Annotated in this window: 30 protein-coding genes; 3 read left to right on the top strand and 27 right to left on the bottom strand. The window is 52.6% G+C overall.

What is annotated here, in order from left to right:
- Window positions 1–20: 20 nt before the first annotated feature.
- The 4 genes from MKY58_RS09095 to lpdA form a co-directional block, all read right to left on the bottom strand.
- On the bottom strand, window positions 21–1394 hold the full coding sequence (locus MKY58_RS09095) for a dihydrolipoamide acetyltransferase family protein (RefSeq protein ID WP_339324263.1): 1374 nt from the start codon (window positions 1392–1394) through the stop codon (window positions 21–23).
- 21 nt (window positions 1395–1415) lie between these two features.
- On the bottom strand, window positions 1416–2402 hold the full coding sequence (locus MKY58_RS09090; protein ID WP_036714519.1) for an alpha-ketoacid dehydrogenase subunit beta: 987 nt from the start codon (window positions 2400–2402) through the stop codon (window positions 1416–1418).
- A complete protein-coding gene (locus tag MKY58_RS09085) occupies window positions 2393–3433 on the bottom strand; it encodes a thiamine pyrophosphate-dependent dehydrogenase E1 component subunit alpha (RefSeq protein WP_339324262.1) in 1041 nt (346 codons plus the stop codon). The genes MKY58_RS09090 and MKY58_RS09085 overlap by 10 nt, the downstream gene beginning before the upstream one ends.
- A 166-nt stretch (window positions 3434–3599) precedes the next feature.
- A complete protein-coding gene (lpdA, locus tag MKY58_RS09080) occupies window positions 3600–5021 on the bottom strand; it encodes a dihydrolipoyl dehydrogenase (RefSeq protein WP_339324261.1) in 1422 nt (473 codons plus the stop codon).
- 213 nt (window positions 5022–5234) lie between these two features.
- On the opposite strand from lpdA, the gene MKY58_RS09075 reads away from it, so the two are divergent.
- Window positions 5235–5537 (top strand): DUF2627 domain-containing protein, encoded by a 303-nt coding sequence (locus MKY58_RS09075; protein ID WP_339324260.1) that lies wholly within the window; start codon window positions 5235–5237, stop codon window positions 5535–5537.
- A 48-nt stretch (window positions 5538–5585) separates the two neighbouring features.
- Here MKY58_RS09075 and MKY58_RS09070 read toward each other — a convergent pair whose 3' ends face one another.
- On the bottom strand, window positions 5586–5909 hold the full coding sequence (locus MKY58_RS09070; RefSeq protein WP_339324259.1) for a hypothetical protein: 324 nt from the start codon (window positions 5907–5909) through the stop codon (window positions 5586–5588).
- A gap of 141 nt (window positions 5910–6050) precedes the next feature.
- Window positions 6051–6263 carry a hypothetical protein gene (locus MKY58_RS09065; RefSeq protein ID WP_339324258.1) on the bottom strand — a complete coding sequence of 71 codons (213 nt, stop codon included), beginning with the start codon at window positions 6261–6263 and terminating at the stop codon, window positions 6051–6053.
- A gap of 191 nt (window positions 6264–6454) precedes the next feature.
- Here MKY58_RS09065 and MKY58_RS09060 point away from each other — a divergent pair, with 191 nt between their 5' ends.
- Window positions 6455–7045 (top strand): thymidine kinase, encoded by a 591-nt coding sequence (locus MKY58_RS09060; RefSeq protein WP_212946898.1) that lies wholly within the window; start codon window positions 6455–6457, stop codon window positions 7043–7045.
- Between the two features lie 115 nt (window positions 7046–7160).
- Entirely contained in the window at window positions 7161–7544 is a 384-nt protein-coding gene (locus MKY58_RS09055; protein ID WP_339324257.1) for a cupredoxin domain-containing protein, read from the top strand.
- 46 nt (window positions 7545–7590) lie between these two features.
- Here MKY58_RS09055 and MKY58_RS09050 read toward each other — a convergent pair whose 3' ends face one another.
- The 21 genes from MKY58_RS09050 to MKY58_RS08950 all read right to left on the bottom strand — a co-directional run bounded on the left by MKY58_RS09050 (window position 7591) and on the right by MKY58_RS08950 (window position 25813).
- Window positions 7591–7812, bottom strand: a complete 222-nt coding sequence (locus tag MKY58_RS09050; protein ID WP_339324256.1) for a DUF3006 domain-containing protein — start codon at window positions 7810–7812, stop codon at window positions 7591–7593.
- Between the two features lie 8 nt (window positions 7813–7820).
- Window positions 7821–8699, bottom strand: a complete 879-nt coding sequence (locus MKY58_RS09045; RefSeq protein WP_212946903.1) for a ComEC/Rec2 family competence protein — start codon at window positions 8697–8699, stop codon at window positions 7821–7823.
- Between the two features lie 18 nt (window positions 8700–8717).
- A complete protein-coding gene (locus MKY58_RS09040; RefSeq protein ID WP_339324255.1) occupies window positions 8718–9362 on the bottom strand; it encodes a hypothetical protein in 645 nt (214 codons plus the stop codon).
- A 348-nt stretch (window positions 9363–9710) separates the two neighbouring features.
- Complete coding sequence (locus MKY58_RS09035) at window positions 9711–10217, bottom strand: metallophosphoesterase (protein ID WP_339324254.1); 507 nt, start codon at window positions 10215–10217, stop codon at window positions 9711–9713.
- Between the two features lie 233 nt (window positions 10218–10450).
- Window positions 10451–11443: an anti sigma factor C-terminal domain-containing protein gene (locus MKY58_RS09030; RefSeq protein WP_339324253.1), complete on the bottom strand. Its 993-nt coding sequence runs from the start codon at window positions 11441–11443 to the stop codon at window positions 10451–10453.
- On the bottom strand, window positions 11433–11924 hold the full coding sequence (locus MKY58_RS09025) for an RNA polymerase sigma factor (protein WP_339324252.1): 492 nt from the start codon (window positions 11922–11924) through the stop codon (window positions 11433–11435). The genes MKY58_RS09030 and MKY58_RS09025 overlap by 11 nt, the downstream gene beginning before the upstream one ends.
- A 204-nt stretch (window positions 11925–12128) precedes the next feature.
- Window positions 12129–12935, bottom strand: coding sequence for a sporulation transcription factor Spo0A (spo0A, locus tag MKY58_RS09020; RefSeq protein WP_212946912.1), 807 nt, complete (start codon window positions 12933–12935; stop codon window positions 12129–12131).
- Window positions 12936–13119: 184 nt separating this feature from the next.
- On the bottom strand, window positions 13120–14448 hold the full coding sequence (spoIVB, locus tag MKY58_RS09015; RefSeq protein WP_212946913.1) for a SpoIVB peptidase: 1329 nt from the start codon (window positions 14446–14448) through the stop codon (window positions 13120–13122).
- Between the two features lie 105 nt (window positions 14449–14553).
- Window positions 14554–16290, bottom strand: coding sequence for a DNA repair protein RecN (gene recN, locus MKY58_RS09010; RefSeq protein WP_212946914.1), 1737 nt, complete (start codon window positions 16288–16290; stop codon window positions 14554–14556).
- A 36-nt stretch (window positions 16291–16326) separates the two neighbouring features.
- Window positions 16327–16776, bottom strand: coding sequence for a transcriptional regulator ArgR (argR, locus tag MKY58_RS09005; RefSeq protein ID WP_339324251.1), 450 nt, complete (start codon window positions 16774–16776; stop codon window positions 16327–16329).
- Between the two features lie 26 nt (window positions 16777–16802).
- A complete protein-coding gene (locus MKY58_RS09000; protein WP_339324250.1) occupies window positions 16803–17285 on the bottom strand; it encodes a hypothetical protein in 483 nt (160 codons plus the stop codon).
- Between the two features lie 157 nt (window positions 17286–17442).
- A complete protein-coding gene (locus tag MKY58_RS08995) occupies window positions 17443–18306 on the bottom strand; it encodes a TlyA family RNA methyltransferase (RefSeq protein ID WP_036714319.1) in 864 nt (287 codons plus the stop codon).
- Window positions 18307–18332: 26 nt separating this feature from the next.
- Window positions 18333–20240, bottom strand: coding sequence for a 1-deoxy-D-xylulose-5-phosphate synthase (dxs, locus tag MKY58_RS08990; protein ID WP_339325096.1), 1908 nt, complete (start codon window positions 20238–20240; stop codon window positions 18333–18335).
- Window positions 20241–20403: 163 nt separating this feature from the next.
- A complete protein-coding gene (locus tag MKY58_RS08985; protein WP_339325095.1) occupies window positions 20404–21270 on the bottom strand; it encodes a polyprenyl synthetase family protein in 867 nt (288 codons plus the stop codon).
- 31 nt (window positions 21271–21301) lie between these two features.
- A complete protein-coding gene (gene xseB, locus MKY58_RS08980) occupies window positions 21302–21565 on the bottom strand; it encodes an exodeoxyribonuclease VII small subunit (protein WP_339324249.1) in 264 nt (87 codons plus the stop codon).
- Window positions 21549–22916 carry an exodeoxyribonuclease VII large subunit gene (xseA, locus tag MKY58_RS08975; RefSeq protein ID WP_339324248.1) on the bottom strand — a complete coding sequence of 456 codons (1368 nt, stop codon included), beginning with the start codon at window positions 22914–22916 and terminating at the stop codon, window positions 21549–21551. The genes xseB and xseA overlap by 17 nt, the downstream gene beginning before the upstream one ends.
- A 14-nt stretch (window positions 22917–22930) precedes the next feature.
- Window positions 22931–23788: a bifunctional methylenetetrahydrofolate dehydrogenase/methenyltetrahydrofolate cyclohydrolase FolD gene (folD, locus tag MKY58_RS08970; protein WP_212946917.1), complete on the bottom strand. Its 858-nt coding sequence runs from the start codon at window positions 23786–23788 to the stop codon at window positions 22931–22933.
- A gap of 75 nt (window positions 23789–23863) precedes the next feature.
- Window positions 23864–24316: a transcription antitermination factor NusB gene (nusB, locus tag MKY58_RS08965; RefSeq protein WP_036714317.1), complete on the bottom strand. Its 453-nt coding sequence runs from the start codon at window positions 24314–24316 to the stop codon at window positions 23864–23866.
- A 182-nt stretch (window positions 24317–24498) separates the two neighbouring features.
- Window positions 24499–24735, bottom strand: a complete 237-nt coding sequence (locus MKY58_RS08960; RefSeq protein ID WP_212946921.1) for a DUF2273 domain-containing protein — start codon at window positions 24733–24735, stop codon at window positions 24499–24501.
- A 12-nt stretch (window positions 24736–24747) separates the two neighbouring features.
- Window positions 24748–25287 carry an alkaline shock response membrane anchor protein AmaP gene (amaP, locus tag MKY58_RS08955; RefSeq protein ID WP_212946922.1) on the bottom strand — a complete coding sequence of 180 codons (540 nt, stop codon included), beginning with the start codon at window positions 25285–25287 and terminating at the stop codon, window positions 24748–24750.
- 115 nt (window positions 25288–25402) lie between these two features.
- Entirely contained in the window at window positions 25403–25813 is a 411-nt protein-coding gene (locus MKY58_RS08950; RefSeq protein ID WP_212946924.1) for an Asp23/Gls24 family envelope stress response protein, read from the bottom strand.
- Window positions 25814–25844 lie beyond the last annotated feature (31 nt).

Genomic DNA, 25844 nt, shown 5'->3' with positions numbered 1-25844 from the left:
CTGCCTTTTCATTCTCTTGCTTAATACACTTTCGTATCCAGCGTATATGCTTCGATGTTTTCCTTCACCCGCTGCAGGAACCGTCCGCAGATGACGCCGTCGAGAATCCGGTGGTCCAGCGACAAGCAGATGTTGGCCATCGAACGGACGGCGATCATGTCGTTAATGACGACCGGACGTTTCACGATCGATTCGAACGTCAAAATGGCGGCCTGCGGATAGTTGATGATCGGATACGACAGGATGGAACCGAAGGACCCGGTGTTGTTCACCGTAAAGGTGCCTCCCTGCATATCCTCCAGCTTCAGCTTGCCTTGACGGGTTTTGGTCGCAAGCTCTTCGATTTCCCGGGCCAGGCCCGCGATATTTTTCTGATCCGCCCTTTGGATGACCGGCGTCATGACCGAATCCTCGGTGCCTACGGCCAGCGAAATGTTGATATCGCGTTTCACGATGATTTTGTTGACGGCCCAAACGGAGTTCATGATCGGGTAATCTTTGATCGCATTGACGACGGCTTTCAGGAAAAACGCCAGATACGTTAAATTATACCCCTCCCGCCGTTTAAATTCATCCTTCAGTTTGTTCCGGAGCAGCACGAGGTTGGTCACGTCCACTTCAACCATCGTCCATGCATGCGGAATTTCGGATACGCTTTGGCGCATGTTGGTCGCAATCGCGTTGCGGAGCGGCGTCACGTCAATCAGCGTTTCGCGTTCGCCTCTTTCCACCTCGATCGGCGGAATTTTCGGCGATTCCGACATATGCAGGCCGGAATTTCTTTCGGATACCGGCTGAACCGGAATGTATTGCTCCGGCGTGACGGCCGGATCGGCGTGCGGCAAATCCTTGAACGGCGACGGCGCTTCCGCCCGGGCAGGCGCTGCTTCGGGAGCTTGCGGCTGCCGCTGAGCAGCCCCTCCCTTTTCCACGTACGCAAGGACGTCCTTGCGCGTAATTCGGCCGCCCATTCCCGTTCCCTGGATCTGGTTCAGATCGACGCCATGCTGCGCGGCGAGCGTCTGCACGGCCGGCGAATAGCGGTTTCTCATGGACTGATCGCCTGCGGCAGCGGCGGAAGAAACGTTCGAAACCGCCGAAGCCGTTTGCGGCGTTGGTTCGGCGGAAGCCGGAGCCCCGCCGGCGGCGGCCATGCGGCAGATGATTTCGCCGACGCTCACGTTTTGGCCTTCCTCCGCGATCAGCTCCACCATCACGCCATCGATGGTCGATGGAATTTCCGCATTGACTTTATCGGTCATGACCTCGCAGATCGGCTCGTACTGTTCGACTTTTTCTCCCGGCTGCTTGAGCCATTTAGCAATCGTCGCCGAAACGAGCGATTCGGCCAGCTGCGGCATCACCACATCGGTTAACTTTTGATTTTCAGACATATTTTCACCCCTAAGCTTCCCCTAGTAGATTGCCAATTGTCGCATGGCTTCCTTCACTTTGTCTTTGCTCAGCATATAAAACTTCTCCATCGGCGGGCTGATCGGCATGGCCGGCACGTCCGGGCTGCAGCAGCGCATGATCGGCGCATCAAGGTCGAAAAGACATTCCTCGGAAATGATGGCCGCCACCTCGGCGCCGACGCCGCCGGTTTTGTTATCCTCGTGGACGATCAGCACCTTGCCCGTCTTGCGGGCCGCTTCGATGATGCTGTCGCGGTCCAGCGGCTGCAGCGTGCGCAAATCCAGGATATGGGCGGTAATGCCTTCTTCTTTTTCGAGTTCTTCGGCAGCCTGCATGCAAAAATGCAGCGGCATGCTATAACCGATGACGGTAATGTCGGCCCCTTCGCGGAGCACATTCGCTTTGCCGATCGGCACGGTATAGTCATCCAAAGGCACGTCGCCCTTGATCATTTTGTAGCATTTTTTGTTTTCGAAAAACAACACCGGATCGGGATCCTGGATCGCGGCTTTCAGCAGCCCTTTGGCGTCATAGGCCGTAAACGGAGCGACGATTTTGAGTCCCGGCGTCCCGAAGAAAATGGATTCCGGGCATTGGGAGTGGTACAATCCCCCGAAAATCCCGCCGCCGATCGGCGCCCGGACGACGACCGGACAGCTCCAGTCGTTGTTGGAGCGGTAGCGGATTTTGGCCGCTTCGTTAATGATTTGGTTGGTAGCCGGCAGCATGAAATCGGAGTACTGCATTTCCGCGATCGGCTTCATGCCGACCATCGCTGCCCCGATCGCTACGCCTGCAATGGCGGATTCGGCCAGCGGCGTATCAAGCACCCGGTCTTCGCCGAACTGCTCGATCAAACCTTTGGTTGTCGTAAACACGCCGCCTTTCACGCCGACATCCTCGCCGAGAACGAATACGGATTCGTCCTTTTCCATCTCTTCTTTCATCGCGAGACGAATCGCGTCGATATATTCCATTACTGCCATGCCTTTTCCCCCTCTTCACGATCGTCCGCATAGACATGCAGCAGCGTTTCTTCCGGCTTCGGATAAGGCGCGTTGTCCGCAAATTCGGTCGCGTCCTTGATCTCGAGCGCCACTTGCTCCTGCAGATCGGCGTCTTTGGATTCGTCCCAAATGCCGCAGCCGATCAAATAGGCTTTGAAACGGGCGATGCCGTCCTTCTTCCAATTCTCCTCGACTTCCTCTTTCGTCCGGTAAGCCAAATCGTTGTCGGAGGTGGAATGCGGGGACAGGCGGTACATCATCGCTTCGATCAGCGTCGGCCCTTCGCCGCGGACCGCCCGCTCGCGGGCTTCCTTGACGGCCTTATAAACCGCAAGCGCATCGTTGCCGTCGACCCGGAATCCCGGAAATCCGTACCCAAGCGCGCGGTCGCTCACTTTGCCGCCGATTTGCTTGTGCGCCGGAATCGAAATGGCGTATTGGTTGTTTTCGCACATTACGATGACGGGAAGTTTGTGAACCCCCGCGAAGTTCAAGCCTTCGTGAAAATCGCCCTGGTTGCTGGAGCCTTCGCCGAATGTAACGTACGAAACGATGTCCTGCTTTCTCATTTTGGCGGAAAGCGCGATGCCGACCGCATGGGGAACCTGCGTCGTAACCGGGCTGGACCCGGTTACGATGCGCAGCCTTTTGCTGCTGAAATGCCCCGGCATCTGGCGTCCGCCGCTGTTCGGGTCTCCCGCTTTCGCAAAGGAGGACAGCATTAACTCGCGCGCCGTCATGCCTACGGCCATGACGAACCCGTAATCGCGGTAATACGGCAGGAAATAGTCCCGCTCGCGATCCAAAGCAAACGCGGCCGCTACTTGGGCGGTCTCCTGCCCGATCCCCGAAACGTGGAAATTGATTTTGCCTGCGCGCTGCAGCAGCAAATTGCGTTCATCGAATTTGCGTGCGAGCAGCATATATCTGTACATGTCAATCACTTGTCCGTTGCTGAGTCCAAGCTGCTCATGTTCATGCCCTGTTCCAACAGTACCTTGTTCGCTCATGGTAGGTACCTCCTTATTAATAAAGCCTTAGGCCAAATTCTTAACCTGATATTAAAACCTGGTACTAAGACTTGGGTTAACTTTATTATAATCCTTTCCGCACCAAAAAGAAAAGAAGGTTTTATAAATTTTACTCGGGCTGAAGCGATACCCGGCGGGCGGGGCGTTACATGCCGATGGATAATCCGTCCACGGCCAGCATGCCTTCGCCGATGATTTCGGAAAGCGTCGGATGCGGATGCACCAGCTGGCCGACCTCCCATGGCGTCGCATCAAGCAGCTGGGCCAAAGCGGCTTCGCTGATCAAATCCGTCACGTGGGCTCCGATCATCTGTACGCCGAGAATATCGTTGCTATTAGCATCAGCCACAACCTTAATAAACCCGTCTTTGCTGCCGTGAACCAACGCCTTTCCGATTGCCTGGAACGGGAATTTGCCGACTTTGACCTCGTGGCCTTTCTCGCGGGCTTCCTTCTCCGTGATGCCGATGCTGGCAACCTCCGGCCGCGTGTATACGCAGCGCGGAATCAAATGAGGCTGGACGGGGTGAACCGGTTCTCCCGCCAAATGATTGACCGCCGCAATGCCTTCATGGCTTGCGGCATGGGCCAGCTGCAGGCCTCCGATCACGTCCCCAATGGCGTAAATATGCGATTCCCCGGTTTGCAAAAATTTGTTCACTTCAATAAAACCGCGTTCGACGCGCACATCCGTGTTCTCCAGCCCGATGTTCTCCACGTTGGCTTGACGGCCGACCGACACCAGTATGCACGAAGCCGTTAACGTCTCGTTTTGCTCTCCTTTGCGCATGTCGATGGTGACCTGTCCATCCTTGGCCTGGTATGTATCCGGTTGTACCGTGCTTCCCGTATGAACGGCAACCCCGCGTTTGGTCAGCAGCTTCTGCAGCTCGCGGGCGATGTCTTGATCCTCGGCCGGCAATAGCTGGTCGGCCGCTTCGACGACGGTCACCCGGACTCCGAAATCGCTAAGCATGGACGCCCATTCGACGCCGATGACGCCGCCGCCGACGATGATGATGGATTCCGGCAGTTCTTCCAGAAGAAGCGCGTCGTCGCTCGTCAGCACGTAACGGCCATCCGGCTCAAGGCCCGGGAGCGTGCGCGGACGGGATCCGGTTGCGATAATCAAGTTCGCCGGAACCACCGTCTCCATTTCGCCGTCTGCCAGTTCAACGGCTACCGCGCCGCTTTTTGGCGAAAAAATCGACGGGCCGGTGACGCGCCCTTTGCCATGGATCACTTGAATTTTGTTTTTGCGCATCAAGTACTGTACCCCTTGGTGAAGCTGGTCGACGATCGCCGTTTTCCGGTTCTGCACTTTGGAGAACACCAGCGTCGCGCCCGCCGTCTCGATGCCGTAACTTTCGCTGTCGCGGATTTCAGCATATACCTCGGCGCTGCGCAGCAGTGATTTGCTCGGAATGCAGCCCCGGTGCAGACAGGTCCCTCCGAGCTTGTCCGCCTCAATGATCACAACCTGTTTGCCGAGCTGCGCTGCCCGGATCGCCGCCACATATCCGCCGGTTCCTCCGCCGAGCACGGCCACATCGCATGTTATTGTCATATCCATCCCCCACATTTATCCATAAATTTTTATTCATGCTGATCGTTTGTCGTGAACGGTCTCCCTCACCCGGGAACACCGTGATGTATTATCTTTTCTATTTTACTCTCTTTTTCCTCCTTTACAAACAAACCCCCGGCGAAATGGACAGAAGTTCTTGAAAACGGTATGATAGGTTTATGTAAAATCGAATGACAGGAAGGGATATTCCGTATGAAATTAGTCATTTCCCGCTTTATTGCCATTCTAATCCTCGTCATCCCCGGATTGATGGCGATGACAGGTTTTTTATTTATGAAAGACGCCGTATTTGCGTTTTATTCGGTTCACGGGGATGCAAGCGTCGCCCATCCTTCCTTTGAATGGGGGCATTTTTTGCTTGGTCTTCTCTTGTTCCTTGCCGGCATGACGTTTCTTGGCGGATGGATTTTGTACCGGGACCGCAAGCGGAATTACGTTGGACCAAGGTTTAAGGAGAAACGCAAGCCCAAGCCGCCCGCCCAGCCAACCTCATAAAAAGACGACGACAAAACCCCGCCAAGCTGCGATACAAGGCGGGGTTTGCTATATTTTACGGGCAGGATAAGCCATATCATTCGATCCGTCATCCGATTCGCTGGCGATGAGTTCCAGTGCCTCGTCTTCCCGCTCTTCCCGCTCTTTATTGCCAAGCACCGGATAGTCCGTCAACGTCGTGCTCGTCAAAATGACCTTCAGCTCATTGTTGCGGTTATAAATCAAGGATTCCACCACAAAAAAACCCGAAAGGAGCCCTCCGATCACAGCGATCTGCTGCGGGCTCAATTTCGGCCGCGCCGAGGTTCGCAGGAGCCGTTTTTTCGGCAATGCCTGGGCCTTGCGCAACGGTTTTTTCTTGGAACGGCTCATCTCATCACCCCGCCGACAGTTCTCGTTCTACCTTGTAACAGCATATAGCGGCAATGGGGATTGTGTGTATCGGTTCCGCCAAATTACCTCTCGTGAATTCTCGGCAGCCATGTTTCGAAACGAAGCCGGGGTTACGCATAGTCATTCATATAAGGCGTCCCGCAGTTTGCTCGACATTCGCGATTCCTTGCTTGCGCTCTTTAATATCCTGTTCCGTAGCGCGTGATTTTGCCGATGAAGCTCGTTCATCTCCTGCAGCATTTCTTCTATCAACTGTTTGGCTTCCGGAATCCGTTCAAGCTCCGGCGATAACGCAGATATTCTCTCCCGGTATTCCGCCAATTTCTCTTTCATCGCGACATTCCTCCGTGTGCACATGTACTTATCTCTTTAACCTTACCACTTTCCGCCGGGCTAACGCCAGCGTCCCAAATGTCTATAGCCACCCCCAACGGATTATGGTACTCTATAAAAGCCGCTATTTTTCGTGATTTTTCATCCAGCGATGAAAATACCTGGTTTTTAAGCGGGAAAGGAGCATAAAGGTGAATAAAGGACGGATTACCGTAATCACGGGCCCCATGTTTAGCGAAAAATCGGGTGAATTGATCCGCAGATGCCAAAAACTCGTGCAATATGGACGGAAAAAGCTGGTTGCCTATAAGCCGGCGGAAGATCAGCGTTACGCCAAGGATGAAATTGTCAGCCGGATCGGCTACCGTCTTCCGGCCATTTCCATTCCAAGGCATCTGACGGACGAGCTTCTTGCCCGGATTTATAAAGAAACGGCCGATGCGGATGTCGTCGCATTCGATGAAGTGCAATTTTTCAATAAACCGATATTGGGATTGGTCGAGGAACTCGCCTACCGCGGAAAACATGTCATCGTCGACGGCCTGAACATGGATTACAGGGGAAAAGAATTCGGTTATATCGGCGGCCTGCTCGCGATGGCGGATGACATCCAGCAGCTCACCGCATTTTGCGCCGTTTGCGGCAGCCCCGAGGCTGTTTTCACCCAACGCATCGTCAACGGCAAGCCAGCGCCGCTCGGCTCGATCATTCTGATCGGCGATTCCGACGATTACGAGCCGCGCTGCCGACATTGTTTCGTGCCTCCCCATAAAGTGCAGTGATTTGATGCCAGGGGACTCTTCAAGAAAATGGCATTGACAGCGGCAAACGAGAAGCGTAAACTCGTCTTTTGTAAATGGTTAAACAATCTTTAACCAAAAAGGGGAGGCCATAGAAATGAAAAAGATCTTTTCTCTGATCGCCGTCGCAGCTCTTTCCGCCACGGTGTTAGCCGCATGCGGCAATAACGATTCCGGCTCCGGCAGCGCAAGCGATTCTTCTTCTTCCGCTAGCGGAGACGTGAAAGAAATTACCGTCAACGCCAAAAGCTTTGAGTTTTCGCCAAACGAAATCAAAGTGAAAAAAGGCGAAAAAGTGAAACTCACGTTGAAAAACACCGACGGTGCGCATGGTTTGGAAATTCCAGACTATAACGTAAACCTGCAAAAAGACGGCTCCGTAGAATTTACGGCCGACAAAGCCGGGACGTTCGACTTCGATTGCTCCGTCATGTGCGGTGCGGGTCACAGCGATATGAAGGGCAAACTGATCGTTGAATAATCGATTTCATAGAAAAAACCACCTTCTCAGGTGGTTTTTTTCTGTGTTAATCGTCCCATACGTCATCCATCAATGTTCGGATTTCCTTGGTGCGTTGCGCGGTTAAAGCCCGATTCGGAATCCATTGCTCACCGTTCCATTCGACCACGTCGCCACTTTTCGCGGAGACGTCCACTTTCGTCCTGGGCACGGCTTCCACATGTCCATCCCGCTCGATCTTGCAAAATCCGCCTTCAAAACCTTCGATAATTCCGGTCATGCTTTTCATATGTCCCACTACCTTTCCGTGGAAATCTGAATCGAGCTGCCATCCGAATCGACTTCAACCGTTCCTTGTCGATCATTGCGGAACACCTCAACGCCCTGCTTCTGCAGGCGGCTCAAAATCGCGCTTTTCGGATGGCCGTAGGTGTTGCCTTTTCCTACCTGGATCACGGCATATTTCGGATTTACTTTTTTCAAAAAACTCAAGGTTGTCGAAGAATTCGAGCCATGGTGGCCGACAAGCAGCACGTCCGCCTGCAAATCCGCCCCCGAGGCGATCATGTCTTTTTCGCTTGCGCTTTCGGCATCGCCGGTCAATAGGAACGACGTCTGTCCGTACGTGACCTTGACGACGGCGCTCATGTTGTTTGAATCGTCATAACTGCGGGTCGGGGCCAGCATGTCCACGTGCACCTCATCGTCGAGGTCCCAAGACAGGCCCGCTTTTGCCGTTTTAACCTTCAGCCCTTTATTTTTGATCGATTTTAATACGGATTCGAATGTTTTGGTATTGGATTGAACTTTCGGCATGTAGATCGTTTCGACGGGGATCTGGTCGATCACTTTATCGAGCCCGCCGATATGGTCGGCATCCGGATGCGTTCCGATCACGACGTCCAATTTGGAAATATGGTACTGCTTCATGTAATCCAGCATCACTTGTTCTTTATCATTATTCCCCGCATCGATGAGCATCGTTTTTCCCGACGGCGTCACCAGCAGCTGCGAAGCTCCTTGCCCCACGTCCAGAAAATACACTTTGAGCTTTTGTCCTGCCGTCGAAACCGGCGTCCCGGTGTCCGGCAAACCGACGGAGCATCCCGAAAACACGAACAAAAACATGCCCGCCAGCATGGCCATAAATACGTATGTAATTCTTGATGATTTCATATACTTCCTTTCCTGCGTTTAGGAGCTGTATTCCGGATACAGTTCGAAGGTGGCGCTCCCGGCCTGCAGCTGGCCATTTTTGAACGTATATGTCACTGTCAGGTCTCCCACGAATTCCGCAGGCGAAATTTGCACCGCAGTCGTAGCGGTTAACACGCCGCCTGAAACGGTATACTGCATGATGCTTCCGATTTGCGGCCGCCCGTTCAACCCGGTACGATCCGTTAAAATGAGCGCATATGGAACTTGATACGATTGCCCCTGAACGTTCAGCGTAAGCCCTTGGCCGTTAAAACTCCCGTCAAACTGCTTCAAAAACGCCGTATTGGCATCTTCTACCGGTATCCTGTCGCCTTCTGAATTATACACAACAACGTCGGAACGGTAAACTCCGGTGCCGTATCCGGTTGTCAAAATAACGACGGACTCCTTGTTGCCGTCCCCGTTCACGTCTTCGCAAATGATTTGCGGAGCATAGGTCGGATTCGTCACGTTATAACCGGGCAGGCTGCGGCTGAAAGTAGGTGTTTCAAGTTTTAGATGGTCGTAGGTTCCCTCGTTTGTTTGGATTCCTGTCATATGTATGGTGTGATCGTCGGATTCGGCGATAGTCTCCTCGGGCGTTTCAATTTCCGATTGGAGGGCATGGTCTTGATTATTCATCGTGTCATGGCCGGCATCGTCCCGTAAAAGCAGCGAGACTTCTCCGTTTGCTTGTCGGACGGCGTGTGACGCCACCGGATCTGCAACGGGCAACCCTTGTTTTATAACATGATCCTTGGCTAAGGTAATTATCGAAGTCGCAGAACATATGGCGATAACTGCGGCTGCCGCAATGATCCATTTTTTGCTCGTCAACGTGAAGCTCCTCTCTTTGGTCGCACAGCTTCATTGCAAGCCAGCATCTCTATCTTCATATTATGTTGTTTTCAAGAGCTTATCCAGCCAAAAATTTGTAACCTTTGGACCATATCCAGGGGACGCGTTTATGAATATAGACTTATTTCCTTATTATTCCTCTTTGGCGGCCAAGGAATTGCGGATATCTTCGAAAGCAACCGGCTTGTAATCAAAGTGCTCCACGCAGGCATTGAAGTAATGCAATCCTTCGTATTTCTGGCTGTGAATATGTCCATGAATGTTGACGTAAGGCATATGTTTATTCATGTAGAGAGGTTCGTGGGACAAAATGTAGAAAGATTCGTAGACGATAGGATATTCGCTCACCTCGTCAAAACCGGCATCCAGCCACCAAGTTTTGCTCCGCCCCCGGTCATGGTTGCCCAGGATGAGGAATTTTTGTCCGTTCAGCCGTTCCACGATCGCTTTCGTTTTTTCTTTATTGTAAAAAGAGAAATCGCCGAGGTGAAACACCCTGTCGTTCTTGGCAACGACCGCATTCCATTGGCGGATCATATAGTCATCCATTTCTTCTGCGGATGCAAACGGTCTCGACTCAAAATCGATGATTTTTTGATGGCCAAAATGATGGTCCGAAATGACAAATACGCGGTTCATGCTTGATCCCCCTCCTGGTTCATTTCTCCTCATAACATATTTTTACCATAAATATGTACAAACTACCAATTAAACTAATGAAGCCGCCATGCATTGGCGGCATCTTTTACGGATCGTGCGGCAGCAGCGATTCATACATCTTAGACGCCATTTCAAGTTAAGAACACTCTGCCTAATAAGGTGGTTTTCAGGCCGGGCGTTTCTTTGTTTTGTCGCCGATGAGCTTCTCATTTTCAGTATTTCTCTGCAATCGCCCCTAAAACCGCGGCACGTACGTATTTTTTTTCTTGTAAAGCCCGCAAGGCTTCCGGACTGCCCGTCACGACAACGCCGATAGAATGCACATCGTCTTTTGCCGGCTCTTTTTTGCCGCCTCTTAATTGATTGAAAATTTGCGTGTATTCCCAATCATAGTTTCCGTTCAGCTTCAATCCTTCTTTAACGTATTCGATAAATTTGCTCTCGTCATTTTCCCATGTGTCCTCCCGATCGGCGTAGGCCGCATAGCCATATACGTTAGGACTGATGAGAGGCAAGGCCGGCGGGCCGTTCATAAATTTGATGTATTCGGGTGTATATGTATCTACCCAGAACCAACGGGCATGTACGCCGGAAGGGAGCATATCGCGGATTGCTTTTGCCGTGTAGGCATGATCGAGCGAGATAGCCATCTCTACTTTTTTCCCGGCATCGATCTGATCCAGCTTGTTCAACTCGTTCAGCAAATCGGGATAATGTACTTCCGGGTGAAAAAACATCAGTTCCCTCTGTCCGTTCATGACGTTATAAGGTCTTGCCATATTCAGTTTCTCCATGTCTGGATCTTTAACGTTTAATGAAGAATATCCGCCGACAAATTGTCCATATTCGCCAAAAACATTGTAATGGACTTTCACCTCGGCCCATGGCAGCGGCACGCCTTCGATGACTTTATATGTCCGATAGATTGCCGTTCCTCCTAACACGCTATCCAGTGATTGGCTTTCGCCAAGAAGAACATTAGGAGACGAAATTAATTGATAGTGATAAAGATCCGTAAGGGCTTGCTTCGCGCTGCGTGATAAGAGCATTTTGTCCGCAATGAGCAGCCCGACAATTACAACCATCGCACTCAAGACGGAAATCATAATATTTCGCAACATCGATTTCCTTTTCGTTTTTTTCAAAAGATTTCGAAAATGCTGCTCATTGTCCTGCTCCACAGCCTCAGAATAATCATTGCTCATCTTGTCGTTCTCCTTCATACATTTTTTTGAACATGTTTCGGGCCCGGTACAAGTCGGTTTTGACCCGCTCGGTTTTTACGTTCAACAATCTGCCGATTTCGTCGTAGCTCAAACCCAAATCGTACTTCAGGATAAGCATCTGTTTGTACTTTTGCGGAATCCGGTTCAGCAATTCCTTTACCCCCAGGCTTTTTTCCTTTCGCAAATAACGATCTTCCGGTGATGACTCATCCATGAATGATAAAAGCTCGAACGATACCGTTTTTCCTCGCCGGGTTTCCTTCCTGTACAGGTCATAATATTTATGCGTCGCGACTTTAAAAAGCCAGGACATAAACTTTTCCGGTTTGATGGAATCGATATGCGTTATGCCTTTGAGCAATGTGTCCTGCACGATTTCCTCCGCATCCGAAGGGTTTGCACCGATCCGCACCAAGTAGTGTTTAATGACTTTGCCTCTATGAAGCAGTTGTCTTATCAACTCGTCATCGATTATGATCCGCTCCTTTCCATTCTAATAACGATATAAAGCGGGGTTATGTATACAGGATCGTGAAATTAATAAAAAGACCTAACATGTTGCCACAAAAAACATAAAAAGACGCCTTCTGAAGTCAGGCGTCTCTTTAAATCGAATATATATGATTTCCGTGAAAAAATGGTTCCCTCTTCTTTAGAGATCCTTTCAGCTCACTTTATGCTCAATTCTCAGCTTATCTGCAACCATCGCGATGAATTCGCTGTTGGTCGGCTTGGATTTGCTGATGTTGATGGTGTAGCCGAACAAGTGGCTGATGGAATCGATGTTGCCGCGCGTCCAGGCTACTTCGATGGCATGGCGAATGGCGCGTTCCACGCGGGAAGGCGTCGTTTTGAATTTTTCGGCGATGGCCGGATAAAGCGTTTTGGTGATGGCGCCCAAAATTTCGATGTTGTTGTACACCATCGTAATCGCTTCGCGCAAATATTGATATCCTTTAATATGCGCAGGCACGCCGATTTCATGTATGATGGACGTAATATTCGCATCCAAGTTTTTGCCTTTGGCCATCGGAACGACATTGGATTTGATCGTCGAAGCCATGCTTACGTTTCCGGCCGTCACGTTTTGTCCGCCGACCAGTTGACGAATCCGGCTTGCGAGAACCTCCATGTCAAACGGTTTAAGAATGTAGTACGATGCCCCAAGCTGAACCGCTCGCTGCGTGATGTTCTCTTGGCCGAAAGCAGTCAGCATAATGATCTTCGGCTGTGGAGACAAATTCATTTCCCGCAATCGTTCAAGAACACCCAAGCCATCAAGATGAGGCATGATAATATCCAAAATGAGTACGTCCGGAATTTTTCGCGAATCACCGATCATATTCAGGACTTCCTCGCCGTTATAGGCGATTCCAGTTACCATCATATCTTCTTGCTCCGTAATGTATTCAGCAAGCAAATTCGTAAATTCACGGTTGTCATCTGCCAACAAAACCTCGATTTTTTGCACTGGCTGCTTCCTCCTTAGAATCAAAATCCAATTTTTTTTCGTCTGAAATACTTTTCGACATCCCCATTTAAATTCCTTCTGTCGAAAATTATTTTTGTTTATTTTTTTTTGAAGTTGATTTATAATAAATATTTTTATTCAAAATTCACGCATTTTCTGCCAAAAACGACAAAAAATCTTAAGGCTAACTCGCCTTAAGATTCATTGTATCCCTTTGAGGTATGACGCCGGAATCCTGCAGCATCCATTCGATGAAGCATCCGTACCCCGACTTTGGATCGTTAACGAAGACGTGGGTGACGGCTCCGACCAGCTTCCCGTTCTGAACGATCGGGCTGCCGCTCATGCCTTGCACGATCCCGCCCGTCTTTTCGATCAGCTTGGGATCGGTAATGCGAATGACCAACCCTTTGGTAGCCGGTGCATCCTGTTTCGCGACATGAACGATATCCACCTTGAACTTTTCGACCTGCTGCCCGTCCACAACCGTTAAAATTTCGGCGGGCCCTTCTTTGACGTCTTGCGCGAACCCTACGGGAATTCCTTCTTTATAAAGGCTGTAATCGGGATTCTGATTCATCTTTCCGAAAATGCCGAAATGGGTATTGCGTTCAATGTTGCCCAGTACTTTGCCGCCCTTTAAAAAATGAGCTCTTTTTTCTCCAGGTTCCCCGTCCTGCGATTTGGAGATCGAGGTGACGCTCGATTGCAAAATTTCACCGCTGCCCACCGTAATTGGGGTCTGCGTATTCATGTCCGTGATGACATGGCCTAAAGCGCCGTAAACTCCCTGTTCCGGAGCATAGAAGGTTAAAGTGCCGACACCTGCGGCGGAATCACGAATATAAAGACCAAGTCTCCATTTTTGCTCGCTCTGGTCAAACGCCGGGGTTAATTTCGTTTTCATGATCTTTTCGCCCCGTTTGAAGGTGATTTCCAGAGGTTTTTTGCTCATCCCGGCTTCTTCGACGATTCGGGCGACTTTTGACATGTCTTTCAGCGGTTCGCCGTTAAAATGCGTCATTAAATCGCCTAACTGAATTCCGGCGTTTTCGCCGGGGGATACTCTTGTTGTCGGATCCACGTGCACCAGATGATGCCCCACCACCAGAATGCCTGCCGATTTGACTTTAACGCCGATCGTTTGACCGCCGGGGATCACTTTCAGACCGGGTATGACATGGACATTCACGGTTTTGAACGGAATTTTGCCGAACAACTTCAACGTTAATTTGGCGCTTCCGCTCTGTTGGGGCATCAGCTGAAGCGGATGCTGCGGAGAAACCTTCAGCGATGAAGCGGCGGAACCGTTCAGCTGAAGCACATCGGGACGGTCCACCGTAGCTTGTGCTTCCACCGGCATCGCCAGCTGAAAGGAGCTTTGATCGCCGGCAAACATCCTGATTTCGTTCGGAATCGACGCAAAACTTTTGACAGGTGCTGTCGTGCTGAAAAAAACCAGAAAGAAGACAATGAAAAGACCGAGCATTTTATTCCTGAGGCTGGAGTTCAATGGCTGTCACGCTCCCTTTTGCTTCTTTCGCTTGACGAAAAAGGTGGTCGCCAATTGCGTACCTTTAAGATTGCCCTGCCCCAAGTCTTTTATTACTGTCAATCATTACGCTGGTGCGGTTTTGACGGCCTTCCGCTCCTCCGCCAGCTTCAACATTTCTTGGGCATGATGGAGCGTTTTTTCGGTAATTTCGACGCCTCCAAGCATACGCGCAAGCTCTTCCACGCGCCCCTGGTCGGAAAGCTCCTCCACATGCGTCATCGTCCGTTCGCCTTCGATGTTTTTTTCGATCAAATATTGATGGTCCGCCATGCAAGCGACCTGCGGCAAATGCGTGATGGAGAATACCTGGCAGTTTTCGGCGAGTTTGTCCAGTTTTTCGGCGATCGATTGTGCAGCCCTTCCGCTGACTCCCGTATCCACCTCGTCGAAAATAAGCACCGGAATGCGGTCATGCCTTGCAAAAATGCTTTTCATCGCCAGCATCATCCGGGAAAGCTCGCCGCCGGAAGCGATTTTGCTTAACGGCCGCAGCGGTTCGCCGGGGTTGGGCGAGATCATGAATTCGGCGGTATCGATGCCCTGCCGCGTCAGCCTGATCCTTCTGCCGTCGACTTCCACGCCTTTAGGATCCTCGATCCGGTCGAAACGAACTTGAAGCGAAGTCCGTTCCATATGAAGGTCCTTTAACTCCTTTTCCACTTGGCCGGCCAGGTCGGCCGCGCACATTTGGCGGGCTTCGCTGAGCTCCTCGGCCGTTGCGATCAGCGCCGCGAGCAATTCGTCGCGCCGGGTTTTAAGCTCCTCCAAACGTTCGTCCTTGTTTTCGAGCGCGCTCGTTTCCTGCAAAATATTGTTGTAGTACGCCAGGATCTCGTCCACGCTCTCCCCGTACTTCCGCCGCAGGGAAGAAATCAAATCCAGCCGTTCTTCGACTTCGTCCAGGCGTTCGGGATTAAATTCGATGTCGTCGCGGTAGTTGCGGAGCTGAAAAGCGACGTCCTCCAGCTGGTAATACGCCGACTGCAGCTGCTCCAAAATCGGCTTCAGCTCTTTTTCGTCGTATTGCACCACGTCCTCAAGGCGCGATACCGCCGTACTGACGGCACCCAGTCCCTTCTCGCCGAATACGAGGTCGTATGCGCCCGAAACGGAATCCATCATTTTCTCGCTATGGGATAGCTTGACCCGTTCTTCCATCAGCCATTCATCCTCGCCCGATTTCAAGGCAGCCGCCGAAATTTCCTCCAGCTGAAAACGGTACAAATCCAGCATCTGGTACGTTTTTTGGCTGTTCATCATCAGCTCTTTGTATTCCTTTTCGACTTTCGAAAACGAGGCATATTGCTCCTGATATGTTCTTTTGATCGGACCGATGACCGCTTCGCCGTACGTATCGAGAAGATGCAAGTGACGGTCGGCCCGCATCAGGTTTTGATGCTCGTGCTGGCCGTGGATGTTGATCAGCTGTTCCCCGATTTCGCGAAGCATCGTCAAATTGACGAGCTGCCCATTGATCCGTGCCGTGCTTTTCCCCTGCTGGTTCACCTCCCGGCGAATGATCAAATGCTCTTCGGGATCGGCCTGCACGCCCATCTGCTCGAGCGACGCCCATACGGGATGATTGTGCTGCAGCTCGAAGCTCGCTTCGATTTCGGCTTTGTCGCAGCCGTAGCGGATCAGCTCGGCCGAACCCCGGCCGCCCGCGATGAGCCCCAGCGCATCGATGACAATCGATTTCCCTGCCCCCGTTTCCCCTGAAAGAACATGAAAGCCCGCATGAAAAGACACGTCGACCGATTCGATGACGGCCAAATTCCGAATACTTAATGTAAGCAGCATGGATTCAATCCCCCCATAAATATTGCCCGGTTTCCCTTATGAAATATAACTCATGATCAATTCGACCAAGCTTTCGCTGTCTTCGTTGGTGCGGCAAATCATCAAGATCGTATCGTCGCCGCAAATCGTGCCCATGATCTGGTTCCATTCCATGTTGTCGAGTAAAACCGCAATCGCGTTCGCCGTGCCGGGCAAACATTTCATGACCACCAAATTGTTGGTGTAATCGATATGGACGAAGTTGTCCACGAGAGCCCGTTTCAGCTTTTGGAGCGGATTGTAGCGCTGGTCGGTCGGGAGCGAATATTTGTATCTTCCGTCGTCCATCGGCACTTTGATCAGCAGCAGCTCTTTGATGTCCCGGGACACGGTCGCCTGGGTCACCTGAAAGCCGGCGGCCCGCAGCGCTTCGACCAGCTCGTCCTGGGTTTCGATATCCTGCTGGGTAATGATTTCCCGGATTTTAATATGTCGTTGTCCTTTCATACATACCTCCTGGTAAAAGCTTATATTTATTCATCATATCCATTAGCGTCCTCTTCATCCCAGTCGAAATGGATGCAGGCCACCTCGTCGTTATCCACGTCGACGTATAACACGCCGCCGCAGCCCGGATACAGGAGAAAATAAGGAAGCAGCCTGTCCCGGATCGAACTGCCAGTCCATTCCATCGGAAGCCGGCTTCGGGCCACCTTGACCAGATAAAGAACGTTCTCGTCATTTCTTGCGATAAAATCGATGAAGAGACGGCTGTGAAAATCTTCCCCGTCCACATCGAACAACAGCGGGATTTTGATCTTGCCGCCCAGCACTTCATAACCTGCATTCTCCAGCATGTCCACCGCCGGATGATCAGGGATGTTCTCATTTATGGGCATGTCCGGCACGCGGGCGGGAAGGGGCCTAAAGAGCCACGTCCGAAGCCCATGCGCGAGCCAAACCAACAACAGCAATCCAATAAGAAGCATGACGAGCCAATCCGCCCGTTCCTCCATTTCGATCACCTCGATGGTTTATTTCGCGGCAGCCGGAAGAAAATCCTTTATAACCGTGAATGAACCGCATAAATATCAATTTCAAGTCCATTATATACCAAACATACGTTCTTCTCAATTCACTTTTAGCATTTCTTCGTCATGAACGAAAAGAAACTCATCCCTTGGATGAGTTTCCCGTAAACGTATGCGAGGCTTCCGCCACGATGTCATGGACGAGCGGCTGCAGCACGGCTTCAAACTCTTCGGTGGATGTCTCGTTTGCACCGCCCTCTTGATCGCTCACATGCCAGTGGGCCAAAAATTCGATGTTGCCTTCCCCGCCGGTGATCGGCGAATACGTCAGCCCCTTCAGCTCGAATCCGAGTTCATGGGCAAAGCTCAAAATGTTCACGAGCACTTCGCGATGAACGGCCGCCTCCCGGACGACGCCCGATTTTCCGACCTTCTCCCTTCCGGCTTCGAACTGCGGCTTGATGAGCGCAGCAACGTCCCCGGGGCGCTGCAGCAGCGCCTTTAACGGAGGCAAAATGATCCGAAGCGAAATGAAGGATACGTCTATGCTAGCAAAATCGGGCGCGGGACCTTTCAAATCTTCAGGCGTCATATAACGGAAATTGGTTTTCTCCATTACGCAGACGCGCTCGTCGTTGCGCAGCGACCAGTCCAGCTGGTTCGAACCCACGTCGATCGCGTAAACGTATGCGGCCCCGTGCTGAAGGGCGCAATCCGTAAATCCGCCCGTGGAGGAGCCGATGTCCAGCATCGTTTTGCCCGCCAGATCAAGGCCGAATGTGCGAATGGCTTTCTCCAGCTTTAATCCGCCGCGGCTTACGTACGGATGAACGGCTCCTTTGACGCGGATGACCGTGTCCCTCGGAACCTTCATGCCCGCTTTTTCGATGCGTTCCTCGTTGGCGAGCACCAGGCCCGCCATGATGGCGGCCTTGGCTTTCTCGCGGCTATCGTAAAATCCCTGCTCCACCAGCAGGACATCAATCCGTTCTTTTGGCGAATTCATGATTATCTCCTGACTGTACGTTCCGCCTAGGAGGAGTACCCGGTTTTTCCGATCCCGAATGCATGCATAGACATCAGCTTTTTGATCTCCGCGCATACGTTCTCGGCGGTCAACCCGGTTTCCTGGCGCTGTTCTTTGACGCTGCCGTGTTCGATAAAACGGTCCGGCACGCCCATCAAGGACACTCTCGTATCAAAAATATGCTTGGAAGCGTAAAATTCGAGCACGGCGCTGCCAAGGCTGCCTTTTTCGCTGGCCTCTTCCAGCACGATCATGTTCGTGTGGCTGTCGGCCAGTTCGATCAGCATCTCTTCGTCAAGCGGCTTGAGGAAACGCGCGTTGACCACGCGCAGGTTAATGCCTTCCCGCTTCAGCTGATCGGCAGCCTCCAGCGCCACCTGCACCATCGGACCTGATGCCAAAACGGCGTAACCTTCGCCTTCGCGAACGGTTTCCCAGGAGCCGATCGGTATCGGCACAAGCTTTTCGTCCAAAGGGACGCCCAGCCCGTTAATGCGCGGATAGCGGTACGCAATCGGTCCGTCATCGTAGTCCAGCGCCGTCTTCATCATGTGCCGCAGCTCGTTTTCATCCTTCGGCATCATCAGCACGAGATTCGGAATATGGCGCAAGAAAGCCACGTCGAACACGCCCTGATGCGTTTCGCCGTCGGCCCCCACGAAACCGGCTCGGTCGATGGCGAACATGACATTGGCGTTTTGGCGGCAAATGTCATGGACGATCTGGTCGTACGCCCGCTGCATAAACGTCGAGTAGACGGCGAACACCGGCTTCATCCCCTCCATGGCGAGAGCCGCGCACATCGTTGCCGCATGCTGCTCGGCGATGCCGACGTCGATCATTCGGCTTGGGAATTTTTCGCTGAATTCGATCAGCCCCGAACCTTTCGGCATGGCCGGGGTCACCGCCACGATGCGCGGATCCTTTTCCCCGAGCTCGATGAGCGTTTTGCCGAAGACGTCCGTGTACATCGGATTGCCGACGGACTTCAGCTCTTTTCCGGATTCGATCTTGTACGGCGAAATGCCGTGCCATTTATGGGAATCGGCTTCGGCCGGCTTGTAGCCTTTGCCCTTGGTCGTCAACACATGGACAAATACCGGGCCGCGCACGTTATCTGCCTGTTTGAAGGTTTCGATCAGCTTCTGGATGTCATGCCCGTCGACAGGGCCGAGATACGTAAGCCCGAGCTCCTCGAACAGCACGCCCGGCACCATCATGTATTTCAGGCTGTCTTTCAGGCGGGAACCGGTTTTAGCCAGCATGCCGCCGATGGCCGGAATTTTTTTGAGCAGCATCTCGAGTTCGTCCTTCGCCCGCAAATAATGGCGGTCGGAACGAATTTTGCTCAAATAGTTATGCATGGCCCCGACGTTCGGGGCGATGGACATTTCATTGTCGTTCAAGACGACCATCAAATCTTTTTGCTCATGGCCGATATGGTTCAACGCCTCGAAAGCCATGCCGCCCGTCAAAGCGCCGTCGCCGATGACGGCGATGACCTTGTTTTTCTCGCCCTTCAAGTCGCGGGCGACGGCCATGCCGATCGCTGCGGACAGCGAGGTGCTGCTATGCCCCGCTTCCCACACGTCGTGCTCGCTTTCATTGCGTTTCACGAACCCGCACAATCCTTTGTACTTGCGCAGCGTATCGAATTGGTCCATGCGCCCTGTCAACATTTTATGGACGTAGGCCTGGTGGCCGACATCGAAAATGAATTTATCACGTGGACTGTCATAGCAGTAATGCAGGGCCAGCGTGAGTTCCACCACTCCCAGGTTTGAAGCCAGATGACCTCCCGTCACGGACAGCTTTTCGATCAGAAATCGACGGATTTCAGCCGAAAGAAGGCCCAATTGTTCAACCGATAGAGATTTGATTTGTTCTGGCTGTTTAATTTGTGGAAGCAGCACGACAATCTCCCCGCTTTCCTCTATAGAATGGAATAATTTCTTCAAGTCCGGCTTCCATGTAAAAAGCCTCTTTTCATTATATATATGGTTAGCGCTTTCCTTGCAGAAAGACGATTCTTTTCGTCATTATATCACAAAACTTTACGCAATCCTAAGCACGGCGTCAATGATCGCGATTCATCAGGTAGTCGGCGATCTCCAGCAGGCGCGACGGGTCGGCTAAGCCGGCTTCGATCACCGCCGATTTCGCTTCGGCCGTCAATCTTTCGACCTCGACCCGCGAAGCTTCAAGCCCGATAAAATAGGGATATGTTACCTTTTCCTGCTTCATGTCGCTCTGCGTTTTTTTGCCGAGTTTTGCCTCGTCGCCGACGATATCGAGGATATCGTCCTGAATTTGGAACGCCAGCCCGAGCTTTTGCCCGAACGTGCGGAGCGCCTCGAGCTTTTGTTCATCCGCCCCGGCGATCCTTCCCCCGGCAAGAAGCGAAAACGTGATCAAATCGCTCGTTTTGTGAAGATGGATGTATTCAAGCTGGGACAATTCGGTCAGCCCCTGCTCGCCTTCCATATCGGCCGCCTGGCCGCCGACCATGCCTTTCGGCCCCGCAAGCTCCGCCAAATCCATGGTGATGTTGACCACCTGCTCGGCCGGAACGCCATGGACCTGCGACAACCGGGCCACCAAATAAAAAGCGTGGGTAAGCAGCGCATCGCCCGCCAAAATCGCCGCCGCTTCGCCGAATACTTTATGGTTCGTCAGTTTGCCCCGACGGTAATCGTCATTGTCCATCGCGGGCAAATCATCGTGAATGAGGGAGTAGGTGTGCACCATCTCGACCGCGCACGCGGCGTCTAGCGCCGCATGCGCATTGCCGTCCAGCGCTTCGCAGGCAGCCATGACGAGCAGCGGCCGCATCCGCTTACCGCCGGCCATCAAAGAATAAAGCATCGCCTCCCGCAGCGAAGACGGGATTTGCCACTGCGCGGGAAGGCTCTCCTCCAGTCGCGTCGCGACCCGCTCGATGATGTTCTGATGATATTCCCTGAAGGAGGCACGTTCAGTCAACCGAGTCACCGCCATCCGGATCGAGCGGGCTGCCGAAAGGCTTTTTGCGCAATTCGCCGTTTTCTTCCACGATCATTTCGATTTTCCGTTCCACCTGCTCCAGCTTTTGGCTGCAAAGCTGCGAAAGCTTCATTCCCTGCTGGAACAGCTCGATCGCCTTCTCCAAAGGCACGTCGCCATGTTCGAGTTCACCGACGATATCCTCGAGCTGGATCATGGCGTCTTCGAATTTCAATTCATTATCCTTTTCCGTCAACTTGCCCATCCTCCTTCATTCCCCATACCTGGCATGAAAGCTGACCGTCGCTTACTTTGATTTGGACCAAATCCCCAGGCTGTACGTCGTTTATAGATTTGATGAGATGCTGCTCTTTTTCGTCGTATACGAGGCTGTATCCCCGCGCCATCACTTTCAGCGGGCTTAACGCGTCCAGATGGCGCACCGATTCGCGCAGCTGCGATTGTCTGTGCTTCAAAATGGACTGCATCAGCGCAACCAGCTGTTTGCGGCTCGCCTCGTTTCGTTTTTTGGCGTAGGAAAGCTGTTCCTGCGGATGGTACCGCATCAGGCCGTGGTGAATCCGGAGCCGTTTCTCGCGGCTCTGGTTCAGCGCCGCGCGCATGCTGCCGTTTAACCGCATATGCAGCATGTCCAAGCGTTCGGCATGCTGCAGCAAATATCGCCGCGGGTGCATGAGCACCGGCGAACGCTGCAGCGACGCAAGCTGCTGGCGGCTGCGTTTGACCCGGTCGAGCAGCAGTTGTTTGAGCAGCCGCTCGAATTGGCGCAAACGATCCTGCAGCTCGGCCGCATGGGGAACCGCCAGTTCGGCGGCCGCCGTCGGCGTCGCGGCCCTGAGATCCGCCGCAAAATCGGCGATCGTAAAGTCCGTTTCGTGGCCTACGGCGGATATGACCGGGATCCGCGACTCGCGGATCGCCCGTGCCACCGGCTCCTCGTTAAACGCCCACAGTTCCTCGAGCGAACCGCCGCCGCGGCCGACGATCAGCACGTCCGCCTCGTCCATCTCGTTCATGCTGCGGATGGCGCGAACGATCGATGCGGCCGCTCCTTTCCCCTGCACGAGCACCGGATAGAGCACCACCTTCGCTTGGGGATATCGCCGTCCGAGCGTAATGATGATATCCCGTACGGCCGCGCCCGTCGGCGAAGTGATGACGCCGACCGTCTCCGGGAATTCGGGAATCGGCCTTTTGCGTTCCGCGGCAAACAGCCCTTCTTCTTCGAGCTTTTTTTTCAGCTGCTCAAATGCCAAATACAAACTGCCGATGCCGTCCGGCTGCATATGCGTCGCGTAAAACTGGTACTGACCATCGCGTTCGTATACCGTGACGTTGCCACGGGCAATGACTTTGGCGCCTTCCTTCGGCTTGAAGGGCAGCCTTTGGTTATGGGACGCAAACATGATGGCGCGAATCCGGCTGCCCTCATCCTTCAAAGTAAAGTACATATGCCCGCTCGAATGGTGCGTGAAATTCGAAATTTCGCCGCGAATCCACACGTCGGACAACAGGCGGTCCGAGTCGAGCTTCATCCGGATATACCGGTTCAAATCCTTGATCGATAAAATTCGCTGCGGTTCCATGGCCATGCCCCCGCTTACACAAGCCCGTGATGGCGCTTTGCCGCGATGAGGGTGTTCTGCATGAGCATCGTAATGGTCATCGGACCGACGCCGCCCGGCACAGGCGTAATCGGACCGGACACTTCCTTCACGCTTTCGAAGTCGACGTCTCCCGCAAGCTTGCCGTTTTCGAGCCGGTTCATGCCCACGTCGATGACCACGGCTCCGGGTTTCACGTAGCTGGCGTCAATGAAATTGGCACGGCCGATCGCAACGACCAGCACATCGGCTTGGCGCGCGATTTCCGCCATCCGCTCCGTACGGGAATGGCACATCGTCACGGTCGCGTTTTCCCGCTGAAGAAGAAGGGAAACCGGTTTGCCGACGATATTGCTTCGTCCGATGACGACCGCATGTTTGCCGGACAAAGAGATCCCCGCCCGTTTGATAAGCTCGATCACGCCGGCCGGCGTACACGGAAGCAGGCTGTCGTCGCCGATGACGAGGTTCCCGACGTTCACCGGATGGAAACCGTCGACGTCCTTGTCTACGGCAATCGCGTTGATCACGGCTTTTTCATCGATATGTCCGGGCAGGGGCAGCTGCACCAAGATGCCGTCGATGTCGCCCTTGCGGTTCAGCCGGTCCACCAAAGCAAGCAAATCGGCTTGCGAGGTTTCGGCGGGCAGGCGGTGAACCTCGGAGTAAAACCCTAAATCGTGGCAAGCTTTTTCCTTGTTCCGAACGTACACCTGAGATGCCGGATCTTCCCCGACCAGCACGACGGCGAGGCCCGGAACGACGCCTTTGGCCGCCAATGCCCGCACTTCGCCGGCGATGCTGCCCCGGATCTCTTCGGATACCTGTTTTCCGCTGATGATGGTTGCTGTCATTTTACTCTCTCCCCCGTAATTAGAATGGTCAAATCGATATGTGGGCTTCGGTAACGCCAAGCGGAAGCGGCAAGGTCAGGAAAGGGTGTTTTTCAGCTTGTCCACTTCGCGGATCATGTTCCCCAGCACGCCGTTGACGAATTTGCCGGATTCCTCGGTGCCGAAATGCTTGGACAGCTCGATCGCCTCGTTGACGGCCACTTTCGCCGGAACGTCGCTCGAATAGAGCAGCTCGTAAGCCGCCAAACGCAAAATTTGCCGGTCGACCCGCGACAAACGGCTGATTTGCCAGCCTTTCAAATAATTTTCGAGCAGGCCGTCGATGGCTTGTTTCTGGCTCCATACGCCGTTGACCAGAGTCAGCACGTAATTTTTCAGCTCGATTTCGTTCGTGATGACGCGTTCCGTATCGTTTTCCTCGGCGGCCTCATCCAGCAGCATATTGACGGCTTCTTCGCTGCCCACTTCATTCATTTCCATTTGGTACAGACTTTGCACGACGATTTCCCTTGCCAAACGTCTTTTCATTTTGTTCCTCCTGAACCTGTCATTTATGGCACTTATCTTTATTATGGGTTACTGCGGATTGTTGCAATCTCCTATGGCAAAGGTTTTTCAAAGCATTTCCGCAAAAAAACCGCGATACGTTTCACCAGAAAATGGGCGTTATGAAGCTGCAGCTCTTTTTTCCGGAGAAAGCATATCACGGTTCATTTAAAAGGACGCCAGCGCTCGGAAAGCCATTTCCGCATCTCATCCCAGCGAAAAACGGACTCCATGCGCAAGTCTTTCCGCTTGCCGACGGCATATCCTATGAACACAACCAATGCAAAGAACAACATATCCCAAAATCCCGCGATCAAATAAATAAAACCAAAGAAAATCCCGCCGGCGATGCCGACGATCCGTCCTCTGTGACTCTCCCATACTTCCTTCAAGAATGCCATGGAAGACCACCCCTATTCCACTCTGCTCTTCATGGCCGTCGACTGGGCCACATTCGCGATATATACCGCCACATTCGATACCGGAATGCCCGTCGTCTCCTGAAGATAATCATGTACCTGCTTTTGAATGTCGGTCGTCATGGTCGGAATCGAAACGTCGCCTTCGACCACCGCCCGGATCTTGATTTCAAGCCCGGCTTCGGACACGCGGATCCGCGCCTTCAAATCTTTGGCTCCCCGGATGCGGGCTGCCGCCTTCAGGCATAAATTCTCGATCGTTTCCACCGATATTTGGATGTCCCCGTATTCGGTGCGTTGGTCGATCGAAGGAATTTGCGTACGATCTCGGCGGATCGAGATATAGAAAAATCGGACGCTAAGCAAAAACAAGACGGCGGCAATGACCAGCAGCGTGATTTCCAGCGTGGACGCATCCATGTATTCTCCCAAACCGGGAACCAAGCCGCTTAACCGGAGGAGGGCAAATACGCTTATGATTCCGATGCTCAAGCTGTAAATAAAGAGCAAAAATCTATCCAGTATTTTAGCCACGAACGGCGCAGCCTCCTTAAATTAGAGTAAACCCTCGACGTTCGTCGGGGGTTACGGATACGGAATGAACCCGGAAGCACGGCATGTTTCCAGGGCTCATTCCTTCGGTCATCTCTTATTTCACGCGTTGTTGCGTCAAATCGATTTCTTCCGTTCTTTCGGCGCTTTTGAAATGAACGTCATGAATATGCACGTTCACTTCCACGACGTTCAAGCCGGTCATCATTTCGATCGATCGTTTGACGTTGCGCTGAATTTCGGTAGCGACTTGAGGCAGCCGGTTCCCGTATTCGATGATAACGGAAACGTCAACGGCCGCTTCGCGCTGCCCGACTTCCACCTTTACGCCTTTGGACAGGTTTTTGCGTCCAAGCAGCTCGGCGATGCCTCCGGCAAAACCGCCGCTCATGCCGGCTACGCCTTTGACCTCGACGGTCGCCAGTCCCGCAATCACTTCAATGACTTCGGGCGCAATCTGGATTTCGCCGATTTCGGTACGTTCAAACTCATTCGGTTCCGTGCTCATTATGGCTTAACACACCTTTCGGATAAGATGG

This window comes from Paenibacillus sp. FSL W8-0194 (genome assembly GCF_037969745.1).
GTDB lineage: Bacteria > Bacillota > Bacilli > Paenibacillales > Paenibacillaceae > Paenibacillus_AQ > Paenibacillus_AQ cookii.
The sequence above is the reverse complement of the archived record's forward strand: the minus strand, read 5'-3'. Positions and strand labels throughout refer to the sequence as shown.

What these genes read in the sequence shown, in the direction of transcription:
- argR (WP_339324251.1), bottom strand. Translation starts at nt 16,776, where the DNA reads ATGAAAGGACAACGACATATTAAAATCCGGGAAATCATTACCCAGCAG.
- MKY58_RS09065 (WP_339324258.1), bottom strand. Translation starts at nt 6,263, where the DNA reads ATGAAAGAGAAATTGGCGGAATACCGGGAGAGAATATCTGCGTTATCG.
- lpdA (WP_339324261.1), bottom strand. Translation starts at nt 5,021, where the DNA reads ATGACAATAACATGCGATGTGGCCGTGCTCGGCGGAGGAACCGGCGGA.
- MKY58_RS09090 (WP_036714519.1), bottom strand. Translation starts at nt 2,402, where the DNA reads ATGGCAGTAATGGAATATATCGACGCGATTCGTCTCGCGATGAAAGAA.
- xseA (WP_339324248.1), bottom strand. Translation starts at nt 22,916, where the DNA reads ATGGAACCGCAGCGAATTTTATCGATCAAGGATTTGAACCGGTATATC.
- recN (WP_212946914.1), bottom strand. Translation starts at nt 16,290, where the DNA reads ATGCTGCTTACATTAAGTATTCGGAATTTGGCCGTCATCGAATCGGTC.
- MKY58_RS09095 (WP_339324263.1), bottom strand. Translation starts at nt 1,394, where the DNA reads ATGTCTGAAAATCAAAAGTTAACCGATGTGGTGATGCCGCAGCTGGCC.
- MKY58_RS08995 (WP_036714319.1), bottom strand. Translation starts at nt 18,306, where the DNA reads ATGAATTCGCCAAAAGAACGGATTGATGTCCTGCTGGTGGAGCAGGGA.
- MKY58_RS09075 (WP_339324260.1), top strand. Translation starts at nt 5,235, where the DNA reads ATGAAATTAGTCATTTCCCGCTTTATTGCCATTCTAATCCTCGTCATC.
- nusB (WP_036714317.1), bottom strand. Translation starts at nt 24,316, where the DNA reads ATGAAAAGACGTTTGGCAAGGGAAATCGTCGTGCAAAGTCTGTACCAA.
- MKY58_RS09000 (WP_339324250.1), bottom strand. Translation starts at nt 17,285, where the DNA reads ATGGAGGAACGGGCGGATTGGCTCGTCATGCTTCTTATTGGATTGCTG.
- MKY58_RS09055 (WP_339324257.1), top strand. Translation starts at nt 7,161, where the DNA reads ATGAAAAAGATCTTTTCTCTGATCGCCGTCGCAGCTCTTTCCGCCACG.
- MKY58_RS09050 (WP_339324256.1), bottom strand. Translation starts at nt 7,812, where the DNA reads ATGAAAAGCATGACCGGAATTATCGAAGGTTTTGAAGGCGGATTTTGC.
- MKY58_RS09030 (WP_339324253.1), bottom strand. Translation starts at nt 11,443, where the DNA reads ATGAGCAATGATTATTCTGAGGCTGTGGAGCAGGACAATGAGCAGCAT.
- MKY58_RS08950 (WP_212946924.1), bottom strand. Translation starts at nt 25,813, where the DNA reads ATGAGCACGGAACCGAATGAGTTTGAACGTACCGAAATCGGCGAAATC.
- MKY58_RS09070 (WP_339324259.1), bottom strand. Translation starts at nt 5,909, where the DNA reads ATGAGCCGTTCCAAGAAAAAACCGTTGCGCAAGGCCCAGGCATTGCCG.
- MKY58_RS09035 (WP_339324254.1), bottom strand. Translation starts at nt 10,217, where the DNA reads ATGAACCGCGTATTTGTCATTTCGGACCATCATTTTGGCCATCAAAAA.
- MKY58_RS09045 (WP_212946903.1), bottom strand. Translation starts at nt 8,699, where the DNA reads ATGAAATCATCAAGAATTACATACGTATTTATGGCCATGCTGGCGGGC.
- MKY58_RS08960 (WP_212946921.1), bottom strand. Translation starts at nt 24,735, where the DNA reads ATGGCATTCTTGAAGGAAGTATGGGAGAGTCACAGAGGACGGATCGTC.
- MKY58_RS09040 (WP_339324255.1), bottom strand. Translation starts at nt 9,362, where the DNA reads ATGAATAATCAAGACCATGCCCTCCAATCGGAAATTGAAACGCCCGAG.
- MKY58_RS09085 (WP_339324262.1), bottom strand. Translation starts at nt 3,433, where the DNA reads ATGAGCGAACAAGGTACTGTTGGAACAGGGCATGAACATGAGCAGCTT.
- folD (WP_212946917.1), bottom strand. Translation starts at nt 23,788, where the DNA reads ATGACAGCAACCATCATCAGCGGAAAACAGGTATCCGAAGAGATCCGG.